Source organism: Pseudomonas sp. AIG (genome assembly GCF_977020205.1).
Window position 1 is genome coordinate 93,174 of the sequence record NZ_CDROCK010000009.1, and the last position, 26,454, is coordinate 119,627.

The 26,454-nt window shown below is 60.3% G+C and carries 24 protein-coding genes; 11 read left to right on the plus strand and 13 right to left on the minus strand.

From position 1 onward, the window contains the following. The first annotated feature begins 82 nt into the window (after positions 1–82). Entirely contained in the window at positions 83–1,027 is a 945-nt protein-coding gene (locus tag ACWR1S_RS08345) for an aldo/keto reductase (RefSeq protein WP_454563145.1), read from the plus strand. On the opposite strand, the gene ACWR1S_RS08350 is transcribed toward ACWR1S_RS08345, so the two are convergent. Then, positions 1,024–1,938, minus strand: a complete 915-nt coding sequence (locus ACWR1S_RS08350) for a LysR family transcriptional regulator (protein ID WP_077573430.1) — start codon at positions 1,936–1,938, stop codon at positions 1,024–1,026. The two genes, ACWR1S_RS08345 and ACWR1S_RS08350, sit on opposite strands and share 4 nt — an antisense overlap. Positions 1,939–2,075: 137 nt before the next feature. On the opposite strand from ACWR1S_RS08350, the gene ACWR1S_RS08355 reads away from it, so the two are divergent. Beyond that, entirely contained in the window at positions 2,076–3,131 is a 1,056-nt protein-coding gene (locus ACWR1S_RS08355) for a tartrate dehydrogenase (protein ID WP_016987671.1), read from the plus strand. 89 nt (positions 3,132–3,220) lie between these two features. Further along, positions 3,221–4,564 (plus strand): dicarboxylate/amino acid:cation symporter, encoded by a 1,344-nt coding sequence (locus ACWR1S_RS08360; RefSeq protein ID WP_454563146.1) that lies wholly within the window; start codon positions 3,221–3,223, stop codon positions 4,562–4,564. Between the two features lie 57 nt (positions 4,565–4,621). Here ACWR1S_RS08360 and ACWR1S_RS08365 read toward each other — a convergent pair whose 3' ends face one another. Next, a complete protein-coding gene (locus ACWR1S_RS08365; protein WP_454563147.1) occupies positions 4,622–5,515 on the minus strand; it encodes a LysR family transcriptional regulator in 894 nt (297 codons plus the stop codon). Between the two features lie 97 nt (positions 5,516–5,612). Here ACWR1S_RS08365 and ACWR1S_RS08370 point away from each other — a divergent pair, with 97 nt between their 5' ends. After that, a complete protein-coding gene (locus ACWR1S_RS08370; RefSeq protein WP_454563148.1) occupies positions 5,613–6,089 on the plus strand; it encodes a (R)-mandelonitrile lyase in 477 nt (158 codons plus the stop codon). A gap of 239 nt (positions 6,090–6,328) precedes the next feature. Here the strand turns inward: ACWR1S_RS08370 and paoC are convergent, their stop codons facing one another. The 4 genes from paoC to ACWR1S_RS08390 all read right to left on the minus strand — a co-directional run bounded on the left by paoC (position 6,329) and on the right by ACWR1S_RS08390 (position 12,144). Next, positions 6,329–8,527, minus strand: coding sequence for an aldehyde oxidoreductase molybdenum-binding subunit PaoC (gene paoC, locus ACWR1S_RS08375; RefSeq protein ID WP_454563149.1), 2,199 nt, complete (start codon positions 8,525–8,527; stop codon positions 6,329–6,331). Continuing rightward, on the minus strand, positions 8,524–9,480 hold the full coding sequence (locus ACWR1S_RS08380; protein WP_454563150.1) for an FAD binding domain-containing protein: 957 nt from the start codon (positions 9,478–9,480) through the stop codon (positions 8,524–8,526). Before ACWR1S_RS08380 ends, paoC begins: the two co-directional genes overlap by 4 nt. Continuing rightward, on the minus strand, positions 9,477–10,172 hold the full coding sequence (gene paoA / locus ACWR1S_RS08385; RefSeq protein WP_454563151.1) for an aldehyde dehydrogenase iron-sulfur subunit PaoA: 696 nt from the start codon (positions 10,170–10,172) through the stop codon (positions 9,477–9,479). Before paoA ends, ACWR1S_RS08380 begins: the two co-directional genes overlap by 4 nt. 217 nt (positions 10,173–10,389) lie before the next feature. Beyond that, the gene (locus ACWR1S_RS08390) at positions 10,390–12,144 is read right to left on the minus strand and encodes an L-lactate permease (RefSeq protein WP_454563152.1); all 1,755 of its coding nucleotides are present in this window, start codon (positions 12,142–12,144) and stop codon (positions 10,390–10,392) included. A 243-nt stretch (positions 12,145–12,387) separates the two neighbouring features. On the opposite strand from ACWR1S_RS08390, the gene ACWR1S_RS08395 reads away from it, so the two are divergent. Beyond that, the gene (locus ACWR1S_RS08395) at positions 12,388–12,591 is read left to right on the plus strand and encodes a hypothetical protein (protein ID WP_007918829.1); all 204 of its coding nucleotides are present in this window, start codon (positions 12,388–12,390) and stop codon (positions 12,589–12,591) included. A 55-nt stretch (positions 12,592–12,646) separates the two neighbouring features. Here ACWR1S_RS08395 and ACWR1S_RS08400 read toward each other — a convergent pair whose 3' ends face one another. Then, the gene (locus ACWR1S_RS08400) at positions 12,647–12,925 is read right to left on the minus strand and encodes a hypothetical protein (protein WP_454563153.1); all 279 of its coding nucleotides are present in this window, start codon (positions 12,923–12,925) and stop codon (positions 12,647–12,649) included. Positions 12,926–13,225: 300 nt separating this feature from the next. Here ACWR1S_RS08400 and ACWR1S_RS08405 point away from each other — a divergent pair, with 300 nt between their 5' ends. Together ACWR1S_RS08405 and ACWR1S_RS08410 are read left to right on the plus strand one after the other, a co-directional pair. Further along, a complete protein-coding gene (locus ACWR1S_RS08405) occupies positions 13,226–14,308 on the plus strand; it encodes a hypothetical protein (RefSeq protein WP_454563154.1) in 1,083 nt (360 codons plus the stop codon). Positions 14,309–14,310: 2 nt separating this feature from the next. After that, positions 14,311–14,664: a DUF1428 domain-containing protein gene (locus tag ACWR1S_RS08410; protein WP_454563155.1), complete on the plus strand. Its 354-nt coding sequence runs from the start codon at positions 14,311–14,313 to the stop codon at positions 14,662–14,664. Positions 14,665–14,780: 116 nt separating this feature from the next. Here the strand turns inward: ACWR1S_RS08410 and ACWR1S_RS08415 are convergent, their stop codons facing one another. Then, positions 14,781–14,972, minus strand: coding sequence for a hypothetical protein (locus tag ACWR1S_RS08415; protein WP_454563156.1), 192 nt, complete (start codon positions 14,970–14,972; stop codon positions 14,781–14,783). A gap of 107 nt (positions 14,973–15,079) precedes the next feature. On the opposite strand from ACWR1S_RS08415, the gene thpR reads away from it, so the two are divergent. Next, positions 15,080–15,601 carry an RNA 2',3'-cyclic phosphodiesterase gene (gene thpR, locus ACWR1S_RS08420; protein ID WP_454563157.1) on the plus strand — a complete coding sequence of 174 codons (522 nt, stop codon included), beginning with the start codon at positions 15,080–15,082 and terminating at the stop codon, positions 15,599–15,601. A gap of 236 nt (positions 15,602–15,837) precedes the next feature. Here the strand turns inward: thpR and ACWR1S_RS08425 are convergent, their stop codons facing one another. The 5 genes from ACWR1S_RS08425 to ACWR1S_RS08445 form a co-directional block, all read right to left on the minus strand. Further along, positions 15,838–16,935, minus strand: a complete 1,098-nt coding sequence (locus tag ACWR1S_RS08425; RefSeq protein WP_122594386.1) for a polyamine ABC transporter substrate-binding protein — start codon at positions 16,933–16,935, stop codon at positions 15,838–15,840. 189 nt (positions 16,936–17,124) lie between these two features. Beyond that, a complete protein-coding gene (locus ACWR1S_RS08430) occupies positions 17,125–18,000 on the minus strand; it encodes an ABC transporter permease subunit (RefSeq protein ID WP_034155531.1) in 876 nt (291 codons plus the stop codon). Beyond that, complete coding sequence (locus ACWR1S_RS08435) at positions 17,997–18,878, minus strand: ABC transporter permease subunit (protein WP_371042493.1); 882 nt, start codon at positions 18,876–18,878, stop codon at positions 17,997–17,999. The genes ACWR1S_RS08430 and ACWR1S_RS08435 overlap by 4 nt, the downstream gene beginning before the upstream one ends. A 29-nt stretch (positions 18,879–18,907) precedes the next feature. Then, on the minus strand, positions 18,908–20,050 hold the full coding sequence (locus ACWR1S_RS08440; protein ID WP_454563158.1) for an ABC transporter ATP-binding protein: 1,143 nt from the start codon (positions 20,048–20,050) through the stop codon (positions 18,908–18,910). Positions 20,051–20,396: 346 nt separating this feature from the next. Continuing rightward, entirely contained in the window at positions 20,397–21,158 is a 762-nt protein-coding gene (locus ACWR1S_RS08445) for a gamma-glutamyl-gamma-aminobutyrate hydrolase family protein (RefSeq protein ID WP_454563159.1), read from the minus strand. Positions 21,159–21,440: 282 nt separating this feature from the next. Between ACWR1S_RS08445 and ACWR1S_RS08450 the strand changes: the two genes are divergently transcribed. The 3 genes from ACWR1S_RS08450 to ACWR1S_RS08460 all read left to right on the plus strand — a co-directional run bounded on the left by ACWR1S_RS08450 (position 21,441) and on the right by ACWR1S_RS08460 (position 25,928). After that, on the plus strand, positions 21,441–22,817 hold the full coding sequence (locus ACWR1S_RS08450) for a glutamine synthetase family protein (RefSeq protein ID WP_454563160.1): 1,377 nt from the start codon (positions 21,441–21,443) through the stop codon (positions 22,815–22,817). A 285-nt stretch (positions 22,818–23,102) separates the two neighbouring features. Continuing rightward, positions 23,103–24,593, plus strand: a complete 1,491-nt coding sequence (locus ACWR1S_RS08455) for an aldehyde dehydrogenase (protein WP_454563161.1) — start codon at positions 23,103–23,105, stop codon at positions 24,591–24,593. Between the two features lie 51 nt (positions 24,594–24,644). Next, a complete protein-coding gene (locus tag ACWR1S_RS08460; protein WP_454563162.1) occupies positions 24,645–25,928 on the plus strand; it encodes an NAD(P)/FAD-dependent oxidoreductase in 1,284 nt (427 codons plus the stop codon). Positions 25,929–26,454 lie beyond the last annotated feature (526 nt).

Below are 26,454 nucleotides of genomic sequence, written 5' to 3' on the forward strand. Positions count from 1 at the left end.
GTCGCTGTCGCAGTGTAGTCCAGCCCTGCCTCGGGCCGCTCGCACACAACAGGCAACAGATCCACGCAGCAGGGGTGCCAGCATGAGCCACACTGAGGGTTACTCCCGTCGCCGATTGCTCACGCTGGCTGCCGGGGTTTCGGCGGTCTGCACCTTTGATCGGGCGTTGGCCACCGCGACGACGCCCGCGACCACCGGAGGCCACGCCATGCAGACCCGCGCCATCCCGTCCAGCTCCGAATTGCTACCCATCGTGGGCTTGGGCACCTATCGCGGTTTCGATGTCGCCCCCGGTGATCCGGCCTATCGGCAACTACCGGCGGTGCTCGATGAGCTGTTCACCAAGGGCGGCACGCTGATCGACAGTTCACCGATGTACGGCCGCGCCGAACAGACTGCCGGTGAACTGCTGTCGATCCACGAACCGCGTTCGCCGGCGTTTTTGGCGACCAAAGTGTGGACGCGCGGGCGCGAGGAGGGCATCGCGCAGATGGAGCAATCGTTCAGCCTGCTACGCACCGAACGCATCGACCTGATGCAGATCCACAACCTGCTCGACTGGCAAACCCACCTGCCGACCTTGCGCGAGTGGAAAGCGCAGGGACGGATCCGTTACATCGGCATCACCCATTACACGCCCTCGGCCTATGAGGAAGTCGAAGCGGTGCTGAAGGCCGAGCCCCTGGATTTTCTGCAAATCAATTACGCCCTTGATGATCGAGGGGTGGAGAAACGCATCCTGCCGTTGTGCCGAGAACGCGGGGTGGCGGTGATCTGTAATCGGCCATTCGGCGGCGGCGATTTGTTCGCCCGGCTAAAGGGTAAGCCGCTGCCTGGCTGGGTGTCGGATGTACAGGTCAACAGTTGGCCGCAACTGGCGCTGAAGTTTCTGCTCTCCCATTCGGCGGTGACGTGCGTGATACCCGGCACGGGCAATCCGCGTTACATGGCCGACAACGCCAAGGCCGGTTTCGGGCCGATGCTCACCGATGCGCAGCGGCATCAGTTGATTGCGCTGCTGGGCTAGTCGCCGGGAATATCCAGATTGTCGATGTGCTTGAAGCGCTCGACCAGAAAGTCGATCAGGCTGCGCACCCGTGCGGACAGGTGTAATTGCTGCGGGTAGACCGCGTAGACGTCGGCGCGGGTCGGCGTTTGATCTTCCAGCACCAGACGCAAGCGGCCGCTGCGCACATAACGGGCGATGTCCCACTCGGCGCGTAACAGAATGCCAAATCCCTCCAGTGCCCAGTTCAACGCCACCTCGCCGTCGTTGCAGCCCAGCGCCCCGCGCACCTTCACGTTCTGCGTGCGCCCGCCGTTAGTGAAACTCCACACCCCGTAAGGCGTTTCGTTCTGGCGCAGGAAGATGCAGTTGTGCTGCTGCAGATCTGCGAGTTTTTGCGGCGTGCCGTGCTTTTCCAGGTACAGCGGCGAGGCGCAGAGCAAGCGACGGTTTGAGGCGATCTTGCGCGCATGAAAAGCCGCGTCGGGCAGGGTGCCGAAACGGATGCCCAGATCAAAACCGTGGGTGGCCAGATCCAGTGGGTGGTCGCTGATTTCCAGCTGGATTTCCACCTCCGGGTATTGCGCAAAGAACGCCGCCAGTGCCGGGCCGATGTAGCGCCGACCAAAGCCCAATGATGCATTGACCCGAATCAGTCCCTTGGGCGTTGCACGGCTGGCGCCGATCAATTGTTCGACCTCATCGATCTGCGTGAGGATTCGCGCCGCGTGGGAGAAGTACAACTCGCCCTCGGCGGTCAGACTCATCGAGCGCGTGGTGCGATTGACCAGACGCACGCCCAGCCGCGCCTCCAGTGCTGTCAGGCGTTTGCTCACCGCCGGCGGCGTCACGCCCAGTTCGCGGGCGGTGGCGGCGAGGCTGCCTTTATTGGCCAGCAAGTGGAAAAACGACAAATCGAGGGTCTGGCTCATTCGTAACTCAAAGTTATGGATGTAGTGATTTACGGTAACTCACAGCTTTCAGGTCACTACATATACTCCGATCACACCCCGCCGGACAGCCTTGTGCGGCAGGCAAAACAAAAACGTGAAAAAGAGTGGAGTGGACCATGAGCGCATACAACATTGCAGCGGTACCCGGCGACGGTATTGGCGTGGAAGTCATCGCCGCTGGCGTCGAAGTACTGCAGGCCCTGTCGAAGAGATCCGGCTTTGAACTGAAGTTCAAACACTTTGACTGGAACTCAGACAACTACCTGAAAAACGGTCACTACATTCCTGAAGGCGGTCTTGAAGAATTGAAGACCTTTGACGCGATCTTCTTCGGCGCGGTCGGTGCGCTCAACGTGCCGGATCACATTTCCCTGTGGGGCCTGCGTTTGCCGATCTGCCAAGGCTTCGACCAGTACGCCAATGTGCGTCCGGCGCGGGTGTTGCCGGGGGTGAAAAGTCCGTTGCACAACGGCGAGCAGATCGACTGGGTGGTGGTGCGGGAAAACTCCGAAGGCGAATATTCGGGCAACGGTGGCCGCGTGCATCGAGGCCTGCCGGAAGAGGTCGCCACCGAGGTCTCGGTGTTCACCCGCGCTGGCGTCGAGCGCATCCATCGCTTCGCCTTCCAGTTGGCGCAAAGCCGTCCGCGCAAACACCTGACCATGGTCACCAAGTCCAACGCCCAGCGCCACGGCATGGTGCTGTGGGACGAGATTTTCTACGAAGTCGCCAAGGACTTCCCCGACGTCAAAATCGACAAGGAATTGGTCGACGCAGTGACCACGCGCATGGTGCTCAAGCCGTCGACGCTGGACGTGATCGTCGCGACCAACCTGCACGCGGACATCCTTTCTGACCTGGCCGCCGCGCTGTCGGGCAGCCTCGGCATTGCGCCGACCGCCAACCTCAACCCGTCGCGCAACTTTCCATCGATGTTCGAACCGATCCACGGTTCGGCCTTCGACATCACTGGCAAAGGCGTAGCCAACCCGATTGCGACCTTCTGGACCGCCGCAATGATGCTTGAGCACCTCGGCGAAAAAGCCGCTGCCAAGCAATTGATGTCGGCCATCGAAGCAGTCACCGAAAGCGGCCTGCACACGCCCGATCTGGGCGGCACGGCCACCACGCGGCAAGTCACCGACGCGGTGATTGCGCTGATCAATCGCTGATTCATCCCGATTCAAGCTGCGGCACAACGCCAAGGGGTTCTGCGGCCCCTTGGCTCTTCCTGACAACAATAAAAAATCAGGGCCCTGTCATGAAAAGAATATTCGGCAAGCTGTACGTGCAAGTCCTCGTCGCCGTGATCCTCGGCGCACTTATCGGCGTGCTGGTGCCCGAGACCGGCACCGCGCTCAAACCCTTGGGCGATGCCTTTATCAAACTGATCAAAATGCTACTGGCACCGGTGATTTTCCTGACGGTGGTTACCGGCATTGCGCGCATGGAAAACATGAAGGAGCTGGGCCGCGTCGGGTTTCGCGCCTTGATCTACTTCGAAGTGGTCTCGACATTGGCCCTGGTGATCGGTCTGATCGTGGTGGACGTGTTCAAGCCCGGTGCCGGGATGAACGTCGATGTTACCAGCCTCGATACCAGCAGCCTGGCGACGTACACCACGGCGGCCAAACATGCCTCGTTCATGGATTTTGTGATGGGCATCATTCCCGACACGATTGTCGATGCATTCGCCAAGGGCAACGTCCTGCAAATCCTGCTGTTCTCGATCCTGCTGGGTATTGCGCTGGCACATGTCGGACCGCGTGGCAAAGTGTTCGTCGATACGCTGGAGAGCTTGATGCAAGGCATGTTCCGCATCGTCAACATGGTTATGCGTCTGGCGCCCATCGGTGCCTTTGGTGCCATTGCATTCACCATCGGCAAATACGGTTTCGGCTCGCTGTTCTCGCTCGGCAAACTGATGGCTTGCGTCTATCTGACCTGCGCGGTGTTCGTGGTCTTCGTGCTTGGGCCGATCTGCCGTTACAGCGGTTTCAGCCTGTGGAAGCTCCTCAAGTTCATCAAGGAAGAGTTGTTCACCGTGCTCGGCACCAGCTCATCCGAGTCGGTACTGCCGCAAATGATCTCGAAGATGGAAAAGGCCGGCGTCTCGAAGCCGGTGGCCGGGATGATCATTCCGTCGGGCCTGACCTTCAACCCGGATGGCCAGGCGATCTACTACACCATCGCCGCGATCTTTATTGCTCAGGCCACCAACACGCCGTTGACCTTGGCCGATCAACTGATCGTGTTGGCGGTGCTGATGTTCACCTCCAAGGGGTCGGCGGGGGTGACCGGTTCCGGGTTCATCATTCTTGCGGCGACGCTGGCCTCACTCGGCACGATTCCGGTGGCGGGCATGGTGCTGTTGTTGGGTGTTGACCGATTCATGTCAGAGGCGCGGGCGATCACCAACACTATCGGCAACGGCGTCGGCACCATGGCCATCGCCAAGTGGGTGGGCGCGCTGGATACCGAGAAGATGCACAAGGCGTTGAATGGCGAAGTGCAAGAGCCTGACGTGCACGTCTCGCCGTCTGAAAAACCCACCAGTCACACCGCACCGCTGGTCCCGAGCCTCAAGCGCGCCGTCCAGAACTGACGCTGATCTCCTGTGGGAGCAAACTCCGCTCCCACAGAGAGAAGGCGCAGGTCGCAATCAACTGCGATAGCGCAACGCCTCCAGCAACAACGCAAACGCCGGCGCAGCCTGACGCCGGCTCGGGTAATACAGGTGATAACCGGCAAATGTCGGGCACCAATCCTCCAGCACTTGTCGCAAACGGCCGTCAGCCAGATACGGCGCAACGATGTTTTCCGGGATGTAGCTCAGGCCGAAACCGTCCAATGCAGCATCGAGCAGCGGGTAGACGCCGTTCAGGGTGATCTGCCCGGACACCCGCACTTTCAGGCTTTCGCCATCCTTCTCGAATTCCCAGCTGTACAACCCGCCATTAGTGGGCAGGCGCAGATTGTTGCAGGCGTGATCGGTCAGATTCCGTGGCGTTTGCGGCGCGGTGCGTTTGGCGAAATAGGCCGGTGAGCCCACCACCGCCATGCGCATGTCGGGGCCGATGCGGGTGGCGATCATGCCTTGCGCGACGTCTTCGCCCAGGCGCACACCGGCGTCGAAACCCTGGCCGGCGATGTCGACGAAACCATAGTCGCAGCTCACCTCGACGCTGATGTCCGGGTACTGCGGCAGAAAGGATTTGAGCACCGGGCGCAGCAGCCAGTCCAGCGAATGGTCGGTGGCGTTGAGGCGGATCTTGCCCGCCGGGGTGTCGCGCAGGTTGCTCAGCGCCGCGAGTTCCAGTTCGATTTCTTCGAAGCGCGGGCCGATGGTTTGCAGCAGGTGTTCGCCGGCCTCGGTCGGCGAAACGCTGCGGGTGGTACGGGTTAATAGGCGCAGGCCCAAGCGCGCTTCGAGGGCGCGGATGGTATGGCTCAGTGCCGATTGCGAAACGCCGAGTTTGGCTGCGGCTTTGGTGAAGCTGCGCTCGCGGGCGACGGCGAGGAAGGCGAGCAGGTCGGTGGCGTTTTCCCGAAGCATTGATGAGTGTCCTGCATAAGTTTTTTCGAATTCTAGTCGATTATCGGAAGAGTGCGGCTGGGTAAAGTAGTGGCATTGATTATCTGGAGGAATTGCCATGAACCCGATTGCCGCTTCTGCGTTGACCCTTTCCCTGTTGGCGGGTGAGGTGCAGGCCAATGACAATCCCCGTGTGACCGTGACACCCAATGGCTCACAAGCTTCGGCCAGAGGCCCGGCGGATTGGTTCACTGGCACTGTCCGTGTCGATGCGCCGTTCAAAGGCACAGACGAGGCGCGGGTCAGTGGTGCGACGGTGACGTTTGAGCCGGGCGCGCGTACCGCTTGGCATACGCATCCGTTGGGGCAGACATTGATCGTCACGGCGGGTTTCGGTTTCGTGCAGGAGTGGGGGCAGCCGGTTCGTGAGATTCGTCCAGGGGATACGGTGTGGATTGCGCCGGGGGTCAAGCATTGGCATGGGGCGGCGCCCACCACGGCGATGACGCATATTGCAATTGCCGAAGTGCTGGATGGCAAAGTTGTGGATTGGATGGAGCAGGTGAGTGCTGAGCAGTATCCGCGATCCGAGTGAAGCGCTTCCCTCACCCCAGCCCTCTCCCGGAGGGAGAGGGGGCCGACCGAGGTGTCTTTTGTCATACATCGACCTGAGAGACCGAGTCGATTATGGGTTCACAGCACTTCGACCTGAAAGTGCTGTGTCGATTATGGATTCACAGCAAGACGTTCACGTCGGTGCAGCCCTCAAATATCCCCGGATCAGTCCCCTCTCCCTCTGAGAGAGGGCTAGGGTGAGGGGCTCTTTTCAGGCGTTCAGATCATCTCCGGCAGTGAAGAGAGGATTTTATCGAGGGTAACCGGATACTCCCGCACCCGCGCCCCGGTGGCGTTGTAAATCGCATTCGCGACCGCCGCACTGACCCCGCAAATCCCCAACTCACCAACACCCTTGGCCTTCATCGGCGAAGAGATCGGGTCGGTCTCATCAAGAAAAATCACCTCCTGATGCGGTATGTCGGCATGCACCGGCACCTCATACCCGGCCAGATCATGATTGACGAAAAACCCCTGCGTCTTGTCCACCGCCAACTCTTCCATCAACGCCGCACCAACGCCCATGGTCATCGCGCCGATGACCTGACTGCGCGCCGCTTTCGGGTTGAGAATCCGCCCGGCCGCGCACACCGCCAACATGCGGCGCACCCGCACTTCACCGGTCGCCGCATCCACCGCGACCTCAACGAAATGCGCACCAAAGGTCGACTGCTGATACTGCTTGGCCAGGTCGGCAAATTCGATGCTGTCCTCAGCCACCACAACGCCGTCCTGCGCAGCGTTGCGCAACGGCACGCTCTTGTCGCCGAGCCGCACCTGACCGTCGACAAACTCCGCCTGATCCGCCGCCATGCCCAGTTTGCCAGCCACCGCCTCACGCAGCTTCATGCACGCGGCATACACCCCGGCGGTCGAGCAGTTGGCGCCGAATTGCCCACCGGAGCCTGCCGACACCGGAAAGCTCGAATCACCCAGATGTACAGTGACATCCTTCAACCCGACGCCCATCATCTCGGCCGCCGTCTGCGCAATGATCGTGTAACTGCCGGTGCCGATGTCGGTCATGTCGGTTTCCACCGTGACCTTGCCGTCGCGCTCCAGCCGTACCCGCGCGCCGGACTTGATCAGCAGGTTGTTGCGGATCGCCGCCGCGACACCCATGCCGATCAGCCAGCGGCCTTCACGCCGGGAGCCGGGTTGCGCATTGCGCTTGTCCCAGCCGAATTTCTCCGCGCCGGTTTGCAGGCATTCGATCAGGCGCCGCTGCGAGAATGGCCGCTCGGTTTTCACCGGGTCGACCTGGGTGTCGTTGAGGATGCGGAACTGGACCGGATCAAGCTTGAGCTGTTCGGCCATCTCGTCCATGGCAATTTCCAGGACCATCAGCCCCGGGGTTTCACCAGGCGCGCGCATGGCGTTGCCTTCGGGCAGATCCAGCGGCGCGAGGCGCATGCTGACCAAGCGATTTTCAGCGGCGTACAGCAACTGACTCGGTTGCGCAGCGACTTCGACTTTGCCTTCCGCCAGATTGCCCGACCAGCCTTCGTGAGCGATCGCGGTGAGTTTGCCGTCCGCCGTCGCGCCCAGGCGAATGCGCTGAATCGTCGCCGGGCGGTGAGTGGTGTTGTTGGCGATCTGCGGGCGGGCGAGGGCGACCTTCACCGGCCTGCCGGCCATGCGCGACCCGAGAGCAGCGAGGATCGCATCGGCGCGCACGAACAGTTTGCCGCCGAAACCGCCGCCAATGTACGGCGAAATCAGCCGGACTTTTTCCTTGGGGAGACCGAGGGTCGTGGCGATGTCGTCGACGCTCCAGGCGATCATTTGATTCGAGGTCCACAGAGTCAGTTGATCACCTTTCCACGCCGCCAATGTGGCGTGCGGCTCCATCATCGCGTGGGACTGATCCGGCGTGGTGTAGGTCTGATCGAACTGCACCGGCGCGGCGGCGAACGCCTTGGCGAAATCACCGTGGCTGACGTCGGGCAACTCCTCTTTCGGCTCGACACCTTGATCGCGCACGCTGGCCAGATTGAACTCGCCCTTGGCTGAGACGTAATCAATTTTGACCCTCTGCGCAGCCGCACGGGCCTGCTCGAACGTCTCGGCAACCACCAGCGCGACGGCCTGGTGGTAGTGCTGAATCTCTGGCCCGGCCAATAAATGCGCGGCGTTGTATTTGCCCTTGCCGAGTTTGCCGGCGTTGGCAGCGGTGACGATGGCCAGTACACCGGGCGCGGCTTTCGCTGCTTCGAGATCGATGTTGTTGATGCGGCCCTTGGCGATGGCTGAACCGACCATAAAGCCGTAAGCCTGATTGGCCACCGCTTCATGCTGTTCATAGGCGTAAGGCGCCTGACCGCTGGTTTTCAGCGGACCCTCAATGCGGTCCGTAGGTTGGCCGATGACCTTCAATTGGTCGATCGGGTTGGTGGTGGCGGGCGTGTCGAATTTCATGCTTCATCCCTCGCTTGCGCCAACACCGAACCGAGCGTGCGCTCGACCAGCGTCAGTTTGAACTGGTTGTCATGGGTCGGCGTGGCGCCGTCGAGCAGGCGTTCGCTGACAGCTTTGGCGCCCTTTGGCAGCAGCGCTTCGGCAGCTTCAACCCGCCACGGTTTCGGCGCGATACCGCCGACGGCGATGCGGCCGCTGCCGTCCTTTTGCAGGATCAGACCGACCGATACCAACGCAAACGCGTAAGAGGAGCGATCACGTACCTTGTGATAGATGTGGGTGCCGCCGAGCGGTGCGGGCAGTGTCACCGAGGTGATGAACTCGCCGGGCGTGAGGCAGGTTTCGATGTTTGGCGTGGTGCCGGGCAACTGATGGAAATCGGCCATGGCGATGCTGCGCGTCGTGCCGTCGGGTTTCACCGTTTCAATCTGCGCATCGAGGGCGCGCATGGCGATGGCCATGTCACTCGGGTGGGTGGCGATGCACGCGTCGCTGACGCCGATGATGCCCAGTTGCCGACTGACCCCGGCAATGGCTGCACAACCACTGCCGGGTTGGCGTTTGTTGCACGCCTGATTGGTGTCGTAAAAGTACGGGCAGCGCGTACGTTGCAGCAGGTTGCCGGCGGTGCTCGCCATGTTGCGCAATTGCCCGGAAGCCCCGGCGAGCAAGGCGCGGGAGAGCAGGGCGTAATCTTTTCTGACACGCGCGTCGGCGGCCAGATCGGTGTTGCGCACCAGCGCGCCGATGCGCAAGCCGCCTTCGGGCGTGGCTTCGATCTGATCCAGGCCGAGATGGTTGACGTCAATCAAATGCAGCGGGGTTTCGATGTCGAGTTTCATCAGATCGAGCAGGTTGGTACCGCCGGCAATGAATCGCGCACCTTCGACTTGCGCAGCTTGTGCGGCGGCTGCGGCGGGGGAGTCGGCGCGGCTGTAATTGAACGGTCTCATGCCGGTACCTCCGCGACTTCAGTGATCGCTTCGATGATGTTCGAGTAGGCACCGCATCGGCAGATATTGCCGCTCATGCGCTCCTGAAATTCGCTGGCGATCAACTGCGGCGCCTCGGTGAGGCTTTCACTGACGTGACTTGGAATGCCATCGCGGATTTCCTTGAGCACCGCCACCGCCGAACAGATCTGCCCCGGTGTGCAATAGCCGCACTGATAGCCGTCATGCTTGATAAACGCGGCTTGCATCGGGTGCAGCTTGTCAGGCAGGCCGAGGCCTTCGATGGTGGTGACTTCGCTGCCTTCGTGCATCACCGCCAACGTCAGGCAGGAGTTGATCCGCCGGCCATCGACGATCACCGTGCAGGCGCCGCACTGGCCGTGGTCGCAACCTTTTTTAGTGCCGGTCAGTTGCAGGTGTTCGCGCAGGGCATCAAGCAGGGTGGTGCGGGTGTCGACATCCAGCTCACGCGGCTTGCCGTTGACGTTGATTGTCACTGTGCTCATGGCCGGTTGCTCCAGAGTGGCCGCGTAGGCCTTGAGGCTGATAAACGGCGGCATCGCGAAAGCGGTAGCGGTCACGGCGCCGAGGATCAGAAATCCGCGTCGGGAAATCGTCATGGTTCGATTCCTTTTTCTCTCTTCATCAGGGCAGCAGGGTCGTATAGGGCCCAAGCGGGCAGCCAGCGTCATCGCCGGTCTCGTTAAGGAGTGACTGCCGGAAAGAGGAAAAGGTTTTTGCGGATTTACGCTATAGAGTTATGCGTGTGGCTCATTAATCGACGGTACGACACAACCCCCCTGTAGGAGTGAGCCTGCTCGCGATAGCGGTGTGCCGGTCGCTATATCGTTCACAGGTCTACCGCTATCGCGAGCAAGCTCGCTCCCACAGGGAATGGGGTGTACCTGGCTAATGCGAGCCAACCACCATATGCGTAAACGGTGCCACATACGCCTGCAACGTCACCAGCCCGCCGACCAGGATCGCCAGCACGATCGAGTGGAAGAACACATAGCGCAGAATCTCGCCCTCATGCCCATACCAACGCGTCGCGGTGGAGGCGACCACGATCGATTGTGCATCGACCATTTTGCCCATCACCCCGCCGGAGCTGTTCGCCGCCGCCATCAGTATCGGACTGATCCCGAGCTGTTCCGAGGTGACCCGCTGCAACCCGCCAAACAACACGTTCGACGCGGTATCGGAACCGGTCAACGCGACACCCAGCCAACCGAGCAACGTGCCGAACATCGGATAAAAAATCCCCGTCGCCGCAAACGCCAGGCCCATGGTCGCGTCGAGTCCTGAGTAGCGCGTGAGAAATCCCAACGCCAACATCGCCGCAATGGTGATCAGCGAAAACCGCGCCACCCACAACGTGCGCAGGTATTGCTTGATCAGTTGCGGAATCGAGTAGCCCATCAGCAAACCACCGACAATCGCCGCCAGCAGAATCCCGCTGCCGGTGGCGGTGAACCAGGTGAATTTGTACACCGCTTCCTCGGCTTTCGGTGCGGCCACCACCGGCGGCACTTTTTCGATCTGCAGGTGCAAGGTGGTGAAGGTCACCGCCGGCGCGAAGATCGGATTGGCCTCGTTCAGCGGTTTACCCGTGGGGTCGAGTTTGGCCGAGTGCGTGACGGGATCAATCGCTGGCCGCACATCGAAGATGTTCTTGAAGCCCTGCGTGCCCCAGGCGAACACGAACACGGTGAGGATGATCCACGGCATCCACGCGCGCATCACCGCCGGGCGCGCCTGATCGCTGAACGCGGCGCTGGCGGTGACTTTCTCTTCTTCGACTTTGGAATTGTCGACTCGCCCCGAAAGAGCTGCCGAGGTGTGAATGGTCGCCGGTTTCCACACCTTCAGGAACAACGTCAGACAGGCCATGGAAATCAGCGCGGCGATCACGTCCACCAGCATCGGCCCGTGATAGTTCGACACCAGAAACTGCGGCACGGCGAAACTCACCCCGGCCACCAGAATCGCCGGCCAGATCTCGAGCATCTTGCGCCACCCGGCGAAGGCCCAGATCAACCAGAACGGCACCAGCACCGAGAAGAACGGTAACTGCCGACCGACCATCATCGACAGCTCCATTTCATCCAGCCCGGTGACTTTGGCCAGGGTGATGATCGGCGTACCGAGTGCGCCGAATGCCACCGGCGCGGTGTTGGCGATCAGCGCCAGACCGGACGCGGCCAGCGGCGAAAAACCGAGACCGATCAGAATCGCTCCGGTCACCGCTACCGGCGTGCCAAACCCCGCTGCACCTTCGAAAAACGCACCGAAGCAGAACGCAATCAGCAGCAACTGCAAGCGGCGGTCATCGGTGATCCGCGCGAGGGAATCCTGCAGCACTTTGAACGAGCCGTTCTCGGTGGTCAGGCGATGCAGAAAAATAATGTTGAGGACGATCCAGCCGATCGGCAACAAGCCATTCGCCGCGCCAAACAACGCCGCAGAGCCAGCCATGCTCGCCGGCATGCCGAAGGCAAAAATCGAAATCAGCAGGGCTGACGCCAGCGCCAATAGCGCCGCGAGATGCGCCTTGACGTGGAAGAACGCCAATGCCGCCAGCATCACCACTACCGGCACGGCGGCCATGAGCGTGGAGATCACCGGGTTGCCGAATGGGTCGTAAATTTGCTGCCAGACCATGGTCCACCTCTGCTTGTTGTTATTGAGGGCGCAGATCCATTGCGTGGGGCTTGGTTGCAAGGAGTATAGGTGGCATTTCGCCGCCGCTCGGGCAGTGCGGGCGGGGCGACAAACGGTCGCTAGTGGCCACTGAATCAACGGCGTTTTGCCCGGTCGTATCTGCGGCTGCGCGCACCGCGTCCTGAAGGCGCGGGCAGCGTCGCCGATTCCGTCGTCAAGACCTTGGTTTTAGGGAAGTGTTGAATGAAGCGCGCTACAACGATGCTGCTGACCGTGACCGCCGCCGTATTGCTCGGCGGCTGTGTCGCGGATTTTGATGATGACCACCGCCATGGCCGGCATTACGACCGCGATCATGGTCGCAATTACGACCATGACCGGCGCTGGGATGACCGCGATGATCGCCGCGACGGGCGTCGTTACTACCGTGATCGGGATGATGACTGATTGAACGCAAGAGGGCGTCCCGCGATGGGACGCCCTCTTTGTTTAGCGCTGTTGCTTAAGAAAAATGAGCGCTCGCCCGGACGCTGGATCGCGCAGGCACGGAGGCCTCGATGTCCAGCAAATGGGTGGCGAGAATGTCGCTCAGAAAACGGAATTGATCGTTGATGCCGACCACTTCATTGCTGAAATGATTAGTCGCGGCGGGCATCAGCAGATCTTCGAAATCTTCGTTGAACACCAGTGCCTGCGCTTTGTGCGACACGACGTGCTGGTCGTAATAGTTGCTGCCGAATACCGGGAAACTCACGGAGAGTGTGACGTGGGTGTGAATCATGCTGTGAACTCCTCGTTGTGTTTCGGATGAGCCAATCGTGCCTTTGATGGGCGGTGGGCGGAAGGCAATCGTGGCGATGGTGAATATCGATGGCAGTGATGGTTGTCGCAGACCACTGTGGGAGCGAGCTTGCTCGCGAAGGCGTCGAGCCAGTCGATTCATATGTGTCTGATACACCGCATTCGCGAGCAAGCTCGCTCCCACAGGGGATCTGCGGAGTTTTCGCGACAGCGGACAAATGGTCCGACGCACACACCTATACTCAAATCTGCTTCCGCCCTTTAAAAGGAAATCTCAACCGTGAACCCGCGTGCGTTGCTCGTCGCCGCACTGTTGTTGCTGGCCGGCTGCGCCACCTCGGCGCGGGCGCCGGTGTCAGCCCCGCAAGCCGTGTTCGTCTCGCCGCAGACCTGGCAGCAGATCGACCGCGAAATCGTCAGCGCTTCGCAGCAGTCCACCGAGCAAGTCAAAGTCTTTGCCCGCGGTTCGATGGAACATTGGCGCACTCGGGTCTATCAGCAAACTGAAGAAAATTTCATCCCGTGGTTCAGCAGCTACTGGACCCAGGAATGGCTGTCGATGAAGGTCAGTTGGTACACGATCAATGCTGGTGGCGAGCAGGACGCGTCGGCCAAGCGCCTGGCGGCGTATCTGCTTGAGCAATATCAGGAAAGGGTGTTGGCGCCGGTGGCGGTGGAGATCGACCCCGACGCGATCCTCGGGCAGGCCACGGCGTTCTACGCGCAGCTGATGGCGCAGCAGATGCCGCTCATCGCCCAACGCCATGGCGTGCCCGTTGCGCAGCTTAATGGACGTTTACAGAAGATTCCGGCCATCGCCCTCGGCCCGCCACCGGCACGGGATGCTTCGTTGTATAAGGTCATCAGCACCGAGCCGCTGAACACGCTACCAGCCTACGCCGCGCTGATCGACAAGATCCACACCGAGGGTGGCGCCAAGGGTATTGCCTCGACCGATGCCGGCATGGCGCCGGTGGCCAAACGTGCCAGCCAACGGATGGAAGCGGAAATGGCCCCGCGCGGCGCCGCCAGTGCGGTCGCTGCCGCCGCCGGGAAACTCGCCGGTGGACTGATTTCGGTGGGTGTGGCGGGTATTCGCGCGATTATCCAGGCCAATGACCGGCCCGACAGTGAAGCGTTGATCCGCAGCAGCCTGGGCAGCACCTTCGACAAGGCCTGGCTGAAACTGGTGCAGAACCCGACAACCGGGGTGATGGCCGGCACGCTGCACATGGCCGCACAGGTCGAGCGCAATCTGGGTGCGGGCGATGAACCGTCGGTCGGGTTGGGTGTGAATCCTGTCGAATGGCAGCCGCCGCAATCGACTAACCAGCAGATCGAACCCAATGAGCAAGGAGAGTGATCATGGCTTACATCGATATTTTCGTAGCGCCGGTGCCGACTGCCAATCTTGAGCAGTACAAAAAGCACTGCGCAATCGCGGCGAAACTGTTCAAGGAATACGGTGCTCAGGATGTGATTCAGTGCTGGGGTGATGACGTGCCGGATGGCAAGGTCACCTCATTTCCGATGGCGGTAAAGCTCAAGGAAGGCGAAACGGTTTCGGCCGGCTGGCTGATCTGGCCCGACAAAGCCACCCGTGATGCCGGCATGGGCAAAATGATGGAAGACCCGCGCATGCAACCGGACGTCAACCCGATGGGGTTTGATGGCCAGCGGATGATCTTTGGTGGCTTCAAGAACATCCTTAAATCCTGAAGCCAGCGCAAATCTCTTGTAGGAGTGAGCCTGCTCGCGATCGCGGTGGGTCTGTCAATGAAGCATTGAATGTGCGAACGCCATCGCGAGCAGGCTCACTCCTACAGGTATTGTGTTCACTCTGAGGGAGTGATTCGGCAGCTTTTGCGGTTGCGGATCTGCTCGTCAGTCGGGCGCTCGCGGACAAATTCGAAGCGCGGCTCCCCCTCGCTGTAATGCACCAGCCAGCCCCATTCCAGTTCCTTCTCATCCTGCCCGGGATTGGGCGGGCGGGCCCACCACGGTTCTTTGCTGAGGATCTCGCGCATGGCGGCCTCCGGTTGATGGCAATCCTTGAACTATAGCTGCCTGTCACGAGTCGTCTGATCAGGCTGTGTAGAATCCGGCGGATCAAGATGAACAGGGGAGCAGGGCCATGACCGATGAAGCGAAGCGACTGTTTTTCGCCCTCGATTGCCCGGCGGTGCAACGCAAGGCAATTGCTCAGTGGCGTGCTGATTTGGGCTTGCGCACCGGTAAACCGGTGCCGGCGGATAACTTTCATCTGACGCTGCTGTTCCTTGGCGCGGTGCCATTGGCGCAGATCAATGAAGTCTGCGAGGCGGCCGGGCAAGTGCGCACGCCGGGTGAGCCATTGAAGATTGCGCTGGATCGCTTGCAGGTCTGGCATCGCGCCGGGGTGTTGTCACTGGCGCCGGAGCAGGCGCCGCAGGCGTTGTTGCGCTTGGTCTACGCGCTGGAACAGGCGATGTTGCCGTTCGGCTTTGAAGAGACACCGCGCGAGTTTCGTCCGCACCTGACCCTGGCCCGTGACTACCGGGCGCCTGAGCCTGAGTCGGCCACGCCGCCGGAGTTCTTGCTGCGCGCCGAACGCTTCGCCTTGTTCGAATCACACAAGGGCCGCTATCGGCTTCTGCAAGATTGGTCGCTGATTTGAGCGCACAAAAAAAGGCGCCCGAGGGCGCCTGAGAATTCACCTGAGCCGAGGGAGCCAGGTGAGGCCGTTCATAGCAGGGTGCAGCGGTGGTAAGGCGCTGCGTGAACGGGAAATTTTTACACTGATCGTTCCCACGCTCTGCGTGGGAATGCCTCTTGTGACGCTCCGCGTCACGCTTTGGGACGCAGAGCGTCCCGGACTGCATTCCCACGCGGAGCGTGGGAACGATCATCGGCTTACTTACCGAGTTTCACCCGCGTCCAGCCACGGGTCATGATTCGCTGCGTGGCAATCGGCTGATCCGGCACCGCATACAACGTCGCCATCACCGCTTGCGACGGGTACGAACCCGGGTCGTTGCGGATCGCTTCATCCACCAATGGCGTGGCCGCCGCGTTGGCGTTGCTGTAGCCGTTGCTGTTGGTGATCTCGGCGATGATGTCCGGACGCATCAGGAAGTCCATGAACAGGTACGCGTTCTCGACGTTGGCGGCATCGCGCGGGATGGCGACCATGTCGTAAAAGCTGCCGGCGCCTTCCTTGGGAATGCTGTAGTCGATCACTACGTTGTTGCCGGATTCCACCGCGCGGGCCTTGGCCTGCAGCACGTCACCGGAGTAACCGACTGCCACACAGATGTTGCCGTTGGCCAGATCCGAGATGTATTTCGAGGAATGGAAGTACGCCACGTTCGGGCGGATCTTCATGAACAGCGCCTCGGCTTCCTTGATGTGCGCGGTGTCCTTGTCGTTCACCGGGTAACCCAGATAGTGCAGGGCAGCGGGGATCATTTCGGTCGGCGAATCGAGGAAGCTGATGCCGCAGGCTTTGAGTTTTTCAGCGTTTTCCGGCTTGAACAGCAAGTCCCAGGAGTTGGTCGGGGCGTTGGCGCCGAGCACTTCCTTGACCTTGGCCGGGTTGAAGCCGATGCCGATCGAGCCCCACATGTACGGGAACGCGTGGGCGTTGTCCGGATCACTGGCGGCGGCGTTTTTCAGCAGCACCGGGTTGAGATTCTTCCAGTTCGGCAGCTTGGATTTGTCCAGCGTCTGATAGACCCCGGCCTTGATTTGCTTGGCCAGGAAACTGTTCGACGGCACGACCAGGTCGTAACCGGATTTGCCCGCCAGCAAGCGTGCCTCAAGGGTCTCGTTGCTGTCGAAGACATCGTAGGTCACACGGATGCCGGTCTCGTCTTCGAACTTCTTGACGGTGTCTGGCGCGATGTAATCGGACCAGTTGTAAACACGCAGCACCTTGTCGTTGGCCTGGGCGCCCATGACGATTGCGCCCATTAAGGACAGTGTCAGCAGAGTCCTGCCAAACATTTTCATCGGTACAACTCCATTCTTTTTATTCACATTACGCGAAGCCCCCTCACCCTAACCCTCTCCCGGAGGGAGAGGGGACTGACCGAGGGGCTGACTACATTTGTGTAGGAGCTGTCGAGTGAAACGAGGCTGCGATCTTTTGATCTTTCACATCAAGATCAAAAGATCGCAGCGTGCCGCAGCTCCTACCGGTCAAGCGGTGGCGGCTTGTTGCGGTTGCTGCCACGACTCGTTTGCGGTCTGATCCATCGCTTCCTGAATCGCCCGTTTGCGGTTGGCTTCTGCCTTGCGGCCGAAGTACCAGACCAGGAAGGTCACCAGCGACACCGCCAGCAGAATCAGGCTGGCCACGGCGTTGATCTCCGGCTTCACGCCCAGACGCACCGCCGAGAACACTTCCATCGGCAGGGTGGTCGAACCCGGTCCGGAGACGAAGCTCGCCAACACCAGGTCATCCAGCGACAAGGCAAACGACATCATTCCGCCCGCCGCCAGCGACGGCGCGATCATTGGAATGGTGATCAGGAAAAACACCTTGAACGGCTTCGCACCGAGATCCATCGCCGCTTCTTCGATCGACAGGTCCAGCTCGCGAAGGCGGGCGGAGACTACCACCGCCACATAGGCTGCACAAAACGTGGTGTGGGCGATCCAGATCGTGACGATGCCACGCTCTTGCGGCCAGCCGATCAACTGCGCCATGGCCACGAACAGCAGCAACAGCGACAGACCGGTGATCACCTCAGGCATCACCAACGGCGCGGTGACCAGACCGCCAAACAGCGTGCGCCCCTTGAAGCGCGTGACGCGGGTCAGCACGAAAGCGGCGAGGGTGCCCAACGCCACGGCAGCAATCGCGGTGTAGCAGGCGATTTCCAGCGAGCGCACCACCGAGCCCATCAGTTGCGTGTTGTCGAGCAAGCCGACGTACCACTTCACCGACCAGCCGCCCCACACCGTCACCAGTTTCGAGGCGTTGAACGAGTAGATCACCAGAATCAGCATCGGCAGATAAATGAACATCAGACCGAAGATCAGCATGAACTTGGAAAAACCGAAGCGTTTCATCCCCGTGCCTCCATCTCTTTGGCCTGGCTGCGGTTGAACAGCAGAATCGGCACAATCAGGATCAACAGCATCACCACCGCCAGCGCAGACGCCACCGGCCAGTCGCGGTTATTGAAGAACTCTTGCCACAGCACGCGACCGATCATCAGCGTCTCCGGGCCACCCAACAGTTCCGGGATCACGAACTCGCCGACCACCGGAATGAACACCAGCATGCAGCCGGCAATAATGCCGTTCTTGGCCAGCGGCACGGTGATTTTCCAGAAGTTGTTGAAGTTGCTCGAACCCAGATCCTGCGCGGCTTCCAGCAGGCTGCCATCATGCTTGACGAGGTTGGCGTACAGCGGCAAGACCATGAACGGCAGGTAGGCGTAAACCACACCGATATACACAGCCGTGTTGGTGTTGAGGATCTCGATCGGGTGATCGGTGAGCCCCGTCCACATCAGAAACGCGTTGAGCAAACCGTTGTTGCTGAGGATACCCATCCACGCGTAAACGCGGATCAGGATCGCGGTCCAGGTCGGCATCATGATCAACAGCAGCAGGACGTTTTGCGTTTCCTTGCCGGTCTTGGTGATCGCGTAGGCCATGGGGAAACCGATCAGCAGGCACATCATCGTGCTCAGTGCCGCGACTTTCAGCGAACCGAGATACGCCGACAAGTACAGCTCGTCTTCGCCGAGCATGGTGTAGTTGCCGATGTTCAGCAGCAGCTGGAATTTCTGTTCGGCGTAGGTGTAGATCTCCGAGTACGGCGGGATCGACAGCGCGGCTTCCGAGAAACTGATCTTCATCACCAGGAAAAACGGCAGCATGAAGAACAGGAACAGCCAGATGAACGGAATGCCGATCACCAGTTTTCGCCCGCTGGGCACCAGGCGCAGGAATTGCTGATTGAAGGTTTTCATGAGCGCAGTACCACGCCGCTGTCGTCTTCCCACCAGACGTAGACTTTGTCGTCCCAGGTCGGCCGCGCGCCACGGCGTTCGGCGTTGGCCATGAACGACTGGACGATTTTGCCGCCGGGCAGTTCGACGTAGAACACCGAGTGACCGCCGAGGTAGGCGATGTCATGCACCTTGCCTTCGGACCAGTTGTAGCGGAACTCAGGTTGGGTCGTGCTGACGAGCATTTTTTCCGGACGGATCGCGTAGGTGACCGACTTGTCCTGCACCGAAGTGCTGACACCGTGACCGACGTAGATCTTCTGTTCCAGGTCCGGGCTGTGGATGATCGCGTGACCTTCAAGGTCTTCCACCACGGTGCCGTCGAAGGCGTTCACGTTGCCGATAAATTCGCAGACCATGCGGCTGACCGGCGCTTCATAGATGTCGATCGGGCTGCCGATCTGCGCGATCCAACCGAGGTGCATGATTGCGATGCGTTCGGCCATGGTCATGGCCTCTTCCTGGTCGTGGGTCACCATCACGCACGTCACGCCGACGCGCTCGATGATCTGCACCAGTTCCAGTTGCATCTGCGAACGCAGCTTTTTATCCAGCGCGCCCATCGGCTCGTCGAGCAGCAACAGCTTCGGACGCTTGGCCAGCGAGCGGGCGAGGGCGACGCGCTGACGCTGGCCGCCAGACAACTGATGCGGACGGCGTTTGGCGTATTGGGTCATGTGCACCAGACGCAGCATTTCATCGACACGGGCATCGATTTCACTGGCCGGCAAACGGTCCTGCTTGAGGCCGAAGGCGATGTTTTGCGCGACCGTCATGTGTGGGAACAGCGCGTAGGACTGGAACATCATGTTGATCGGCCGCTCGTACGGCGGCATGTCGGTGATGTCCACGCCGTCGAGCAGAATCCGCCCTTCAGTCGGGCGCTCGAAACCGGCGAGCATGCGCAGCAGGGTCGATTTGCCCGAACCGGAGCCACCGAGCAGGGCAAAGATTTCGCCCTGATGGATCTCCAGGGACACATCGTCCACGGCCACGGTTTCGTCGAACTTCTTGGTGACACGATCGACTTTCACCAGCACCTTTTTCGGTTGCTGATGACCTTCAAGTGCCTTCCTGTAAGTGCTGGAGGCGTTTGCCATGTGAAACTCCCAACAGGTTTCGTTCGCCTGGCCAATGTGGCCGGGCTTAAGTGGATTGCAAGCCAGGAACAACCATCCCCCTCACACATGTCCCTGTAGGAGCTGCCGAAGGCTGCGATCTTTTGATCTTGTTTTTTACAATCAACATCAAAAGATCGCAGCCTTCGGCAGCTCCTACAGGGGCCACATTTTCAGTGGGTTGTCCTGGCTTGGTCGGCGCCGCCGTCCTGGCTGCCTGGGTCGTACTTGTTGTTATTACGGGTGTTGCTGTTCACGAATGACGGATGTGCGCAGGCACACCCGACGTCCGTGGGGGCAGTAAATCGTTACGTATGCTTGGGTTGGATCAGCTCTGGTTGCGCCGCGCCGCCCGTTGCCGGCAAGCCGCGCCGAATGCCTGGAAAATCTTCAGGTAGTTCGGGTTGTCGAGCACTTGCCATTCCGGGTGCCATTGCACGCCGAGGGCGAAGGTCGGGCTGTGTTCGACCGAGATCGCCTCGATCAAACCGTCCGGCGCCACCGCTTCGGCACGCAGGCCGGGGGCGAGGCGATCGATGCCTTGGCTGTGAATCGAGTTGACCTGGAACTCGCTCGGCAGCTCCAGTGCTTCGAACACGCCGCCGCTCAATACCGTCACGGCGTGGGCCGGTGCGTATTGCACAGCCACGTCGGGGCTGTCGGCTTCGCGGTGATCGAGCATGCCCGGCAGCTCATGCACCTTCTGATGCAGGCTGCCGCCGAACGCCACGTTCATTTCCTGGAAACCACGGCAGATGCCGAGCACCGGAACGCCCGCCGCGATGGCTGCACGCAATAAAGGAAGGGTGGTGGCATCCCGCGCCGGATCGTGATCCGTGCCGGGTTCGCTGGCCGGGCCTTGATAGTGGAAAGGTTCCACGTTCGAAGGGGAGCCGGTCAGCAGCAGACCGTCGAGTTTACCGAGCAGGTCTTCGATTTCAGTCAGGTTGCCAAGGGAAGGAATGACCACTGGCAGCCCGTTAGCGCCAACGCTGACAGCACGTACGTACTTGTCGCCGCTGATGTGATAGGGGTGCAGGCCAATCTGTTTGACGCACGCAGTAACGCCGATCAATGGCTTGAATGCCATTTTTATTCACCTCGAAGTTTGACACTTGAACGAGCTTTTCCGGAGCTTAGCCTCGTTGATTTTAATTAACAACTGCCATGTAAAAAATTCTAAACGCCGTTCATCATATCTTCATGATTCCCGGGGCTGTGGCGCCTGTATTGGCACGCAAGTGTTAAAAAAAGCCCGAAAAATAAACCTTGAGCGGTCATCTGTTCGCTATTGACTTCACTTTGCCGTTCGGGTTGACTGGCTCGGCGAAACAGCAGTGAACATAATAATTAACAGCTAAATAGGTGCATCATGTCGGTCCCTCTGCGTACCGTTCAACTCAACGAAGCAAACGCATTCCTTAAGAAATATCCTGAGGTTTTGTACGTCGACCTTCTGATTGCGGATATGAACGGTGTGGTGCGCGGCAAGCGCATCGAACGCACCAGTCTTCATAAGGTTTACGAGAAAGGCATCAACTTGCCGGCCTCGCTTTTCGCGCTCGACATCAATGGCTCCACGGTGGAAAGCACCGGCCTGGGTCTGGACATCGGCGACGCTGACCGCATCTGCTACCCGATCCCCGGCACCCTGAGCATCGAGCCGTGGCAGAAGCGCCCAACCGCACAACTACTAATGACCATGCACGAAATCGAAGGCCAGCCGTTCTTCGCTGACCCACGTGAAGTGCTGGCCAACGTCGTGCGCAAATTCGACGAACTGGGCCTGACCATCTGCGCCGCGTTCGAACTCGAGTTCTATCTGATCGACCAGGACAACGTGAACGGCCGTCCGCAGTCGCCACGTTCGCCGGTGTCCGGCAAGCGTCCGGTGTCGACTCAGGTGTATTTGATCGACGACCTCGACGAATACGTCGATTGCCTGCAAGACATCCTCGAAGGCGCGAAAGAGCAGGGCATCCCCGCTGACGCGATCGTCAAGGAAAGCGCCCCGGCGCAGTTCGAAGTCAACCTGCATCACGTCTCCGACCCGATCAAGGCGTGCGACTACGCCGTCCTGCTCAAGCGTCTGGTGAAGAACATCGCCTACGACCATGAGATGGACACCACCTTCATGGCCAAGCCGTATCCGGGTCAGGCGGGCAACGGTCTGCACGTGCACATTTCGATCCTGGACAAAGAAGGCAACAACATCTTCGCCAGCGAGGATCCCGAGCAGAACGCCGCCCTGCGTCACGCGATCGGCGGTGTGCTGGAGACCCTGCCTGCGCAAATGGCGTTCCTCTGCCCGAACGTCAACTCGTACCGCCGCTTTGGCGCGCAGTTCTACGTGCCGAACTCACCGAGCTGGGGCATCGACAACCGCACCGTTGCGGTCCGTGTGCCAACCGGTTCGGCCGACGCTGTGCGTATCGAGCATCGCGTGGCTGGCGCTGACGCCAACCCGTATCTGTTGATGGCATCGGTGCTGGCCGGTATTCACCACGGTCTGACCCATCAGATCGAGCCGGGCGCTCCGGTGGAAGGCAACAGCTACGAGCAGAACGAACAGAGCCTGCCGAACAACCTGCGCGATGCACTGCGCGAGCTGGACGACAGCGAGGTCATGGCCCGCTACATCGACCCGATGTACATCGACGTGTTTGTCGCGTGTAAGGAGAGCGAGCTGGCCGAGTTCGAGAACTCGATTTCTGACCTTGAGTACAACTGGTATCTGCACACAGTCTGAGTATTTGAGGGCCCCAAAGGCCAAAAGCCCCTCACCCTAACCCTCCCGAAACGTCGGACCGCCCGGAGGGAGAGGGGACTGACCGGGTTGTCTTGAGATGTTCAGCGACCTGAACGATCCAGTCGATTATGGATTCGGCAAAGATTTTTCAGGTCGGCGGAGATTTTGAGCATCCCCCAATCGGTCCCCTCTACCTCCGGGAGAGGGCTAGGGTGAGGGCAGCCATCCCAAGCCGGACATCGCAGCCAGACAACACCCCCAATCCCCCCTTGTCGAGCCACAACAATGACAACGACCCGCAACGACTGGGAACAACGCTTCCAGTCCCTGACCATCGAAGCCCGCGCATTCATCAACGGTGAATACCGCCCGGCCATCAGTGGCGATACCTTCGAATGCCTGAGCCCCGTCGACGGCCGTTTCCTCGCCTCCGTGGCCAGCACCGATGAAGCCGACGCCAACCTCGCCGTTGAAGTCGCGCGCCAGTCTTTCGAATCCGGCGTGTGGGCGAAAAAAGCCCCGGCCGAGCGCAAACGCATTCTGATTCGCTTCGCCGATCTGATCCTGCAGAACCAGGAAGAACTGGCGCTGCTGGAAACCCTCGACATGGGTAAACCGATCAGCGATTCGATGAGCATCGACATCCCGGCGACCGCCAACGCGATCCGCTGGAGCGCCGAAGCCATCGACAAGATCTACGACGAAGTCGCCGCCACCCCGCATGACCAACTCGGCCTCGTCACCCGCGAGCCATCGGGCGTCGTTGCAGCCATCGTGCCGTGGAACTTCCCGTTGATCATGGCCAGCTGGAAGTTCGCGCCAGCGCTGGCAGCAGGCAACTCGTTCATCCTCAAGCCTTCGGAAAAGTCGCCGCTGACCGCGATCCGCATTGCGCAACTGGCGCTGGATGCCGGCATTCCGAAAGGCGTGTTCAACGTCCTGCCAGGCTTCGGCCACACCGTCGGCAAGGCGTTGGCATTGCACATGGACGTCGACGTGCTGGCCTTCACCGGCTCCACGGCGATTGCCAAGCAACTGATGATTTATGCAGGCCAAAGCAACATGAAACGCGTCTGGCTCGAAGCGGGGGGCAAGAGCCCGAACGTGGTGTTTGCCGACGCACCGGATTTGCGTGCGGCAGCACAAGCAGCGGCCGGCGCCATTGCCTTCAACCAGGGCGAAGTCTGCACTGCGGGTTCGCGCTTGCTGGTCGAGCGTTCGATCCGCGAGCAGTTCATTCCGCTGTTGGTGGAGGCGCTGCAAGCATGGAAACCGGGTCATTCACTGGATCCGACGACCACCGTCGGCGCCGTGGTCGATCAGCGTCAACTCGACAACGTGCTGCGCTACATCAGCATCGGTCGCGAGCAGGGCGCCGAGTTGATCGCTGGCGGTCAACGCACCCTCGAAGAAACCGGTGGCCTCTATGTGCAACCGGCGCTGTTCGACGGCGTGACCAACGCGATGACCATCGCCCAGGAAGAAATCTTCGGCCCGGTGCTGTCGCTGATCACCTTTGACACCGCTGAAGAAGCGCTGCAGATCGCCAACGACAGCATCTTCGGCCTCGCCGCCGGCGTGTGGACCAGCAATCTCAGCAAGGCGCACACCTTTGCTCGCGGCTTGCGCGCGGGCAGCGTCTGGGTCAACCAGTACGACGGCGGCGACATGACCGCACCGTTCGGTGGCTTCAAACAGTCGGGCAACGGCCGCGATAAATCGCTGCATGCGTTCGACAAGTACACCGAGCTGAAAGCGACCTGGATCAAGCTCTGATTTTCTACAACGGTGGTCGCTTTTGATGAGCGACCCTCGGAGAACAATAAAATGAAGCAACAACACGTAAACAGCTACTACGCCGCCACCCGCAACGAAGTCATCGACTTTCCGGTTCTGGAAGAAGCGGTGGATTGCGACGTCTGCATCATCGGCGCAGGCTACACCGGCCTGTCCTCGGCGCTGTTCCTCACCGAAGCCGGCTATAAAGTGACGGTGCTGGAAGCGGCGAAAGTCGGCTACGGCGCCAGCGGCCGCAACGGCGGTCAACTGGTCAACTCGTACAGCCGCGACGTCGACGTGATCGAAGAGCGCTACGGCGACAAGACTGCGGAAATCCTCGGCAGCATGATCTTCGAAGGCGCCGACATCATCCGTTCGCGCATCAAGGAATACGACATCCAATGCGACTATCGCCCGGGCGGTATCTTCGCAGCGATGAACAAGAAACAACTCAACGGTCTGGCCGAGCAAAAGCGCGGTTGGGAACGTTACGGCAACCGCAATCTGAAGATGCTCGACGCGGCTGACATCCGTCGCGAAGTCGGTTCCGACGCTTACGTTGGCGGTCTGTTGGACATGCAGGGCGGCCACGTTCATCCGTTGAACCTGGCGCTCGGTGAAGCTGCGGCGATTACGCGTTTGGGTGGCAAAATCTACGAGCAGTCGGCTGCCGTGGAAATCAAGTACGGCGAGCCGAACGTCGTGCGCACCGCCAAAGGCCAGGTCCGCGCCAAGTACCTGTTGATCGCCGGTAACGCTTATCTGCCGCAAGGTCTCGACAACCGCGTGACCGCGAAAAGCATGCCGTGCGGTTCGCAAATCGTCGTCACCGAACCGTTGACCGAGAAACAGGCACGCAGCCTGATCACCAACAACTACTGCGTCGAAGACTGCAACTACCTGCTGGATTACTACCGCCTCACCGCCGACAACCGCTTGCTCTACGGCGGCGGTGTGGTCTACGGCGCGCGGGAACCGGACGACATCGAACAACTGATCCGCCCGAAGATCCTCAAGACCTTCCCGCAGCTCAAGGACGTGAAAATCGACTACCGCTGGACCGGCAATTTCCTGCTGACCATGTCACGCATGCCGCAATTTGGCCGTATCGAAAAGAACGCCTACTACATGCAAGGCTACAGCGGCCACGGCGTCACCTGCTCGCACCTGGCCGGCAAACTGATCTCGGAAATGATCCGCGGCGACGCCGAGCGTTTCGACGCTTTCGCGTCCTTGCCACACATGCCAATGCTCGGCGGCCGCACCTTCTCCGCGCCACTCACCGCCCTCGGCGCTGTCTACTACTCGCTGCGCGACCGCTTCGGCATTTAAGTTACCTCCCCGGCGGCGGCCCCAAGACCCCGCCGGTTTTTTACCTGACACACCAAATATCAAAATGTAGGAGTGAGCCTGCTCGCGATGAGGCCAGCCCAGCCACCATCCCTCCCACAGAAACACCACAAACCCTGTGGGAGCGAGCTTGCTCGCGAAGGCGGTTATCCAGTCAAAAATAATGGTGAATGTGCCACCCAATCGCGAGCAGGCTCACTCCTACAGGTCCGCATTACCAAGGCAAGAAGGACTTTTGCCCCACCGTCCATCGAACCTGCTGAGCAACACCGGCAAACGTGATTTAATAGCCGCCTTTCACGGTTCCGGGACACGGGAGCAACGTGATCCGCGCCCCTCGCGCGGCACCCGCCACCCACCCCCATTACCCGTGGGTCTGCGCGAGAACCGCCGAGCGGCGATCAGGCAAGGCAAAAACAGGCGAGGAAGCGGAGTGTAGGGCCCTACATGAGCATTCCGAGCCTGTTTTTAACGCAGCATGATCGTCGCGCAGGCAGTTTTCGCGCAG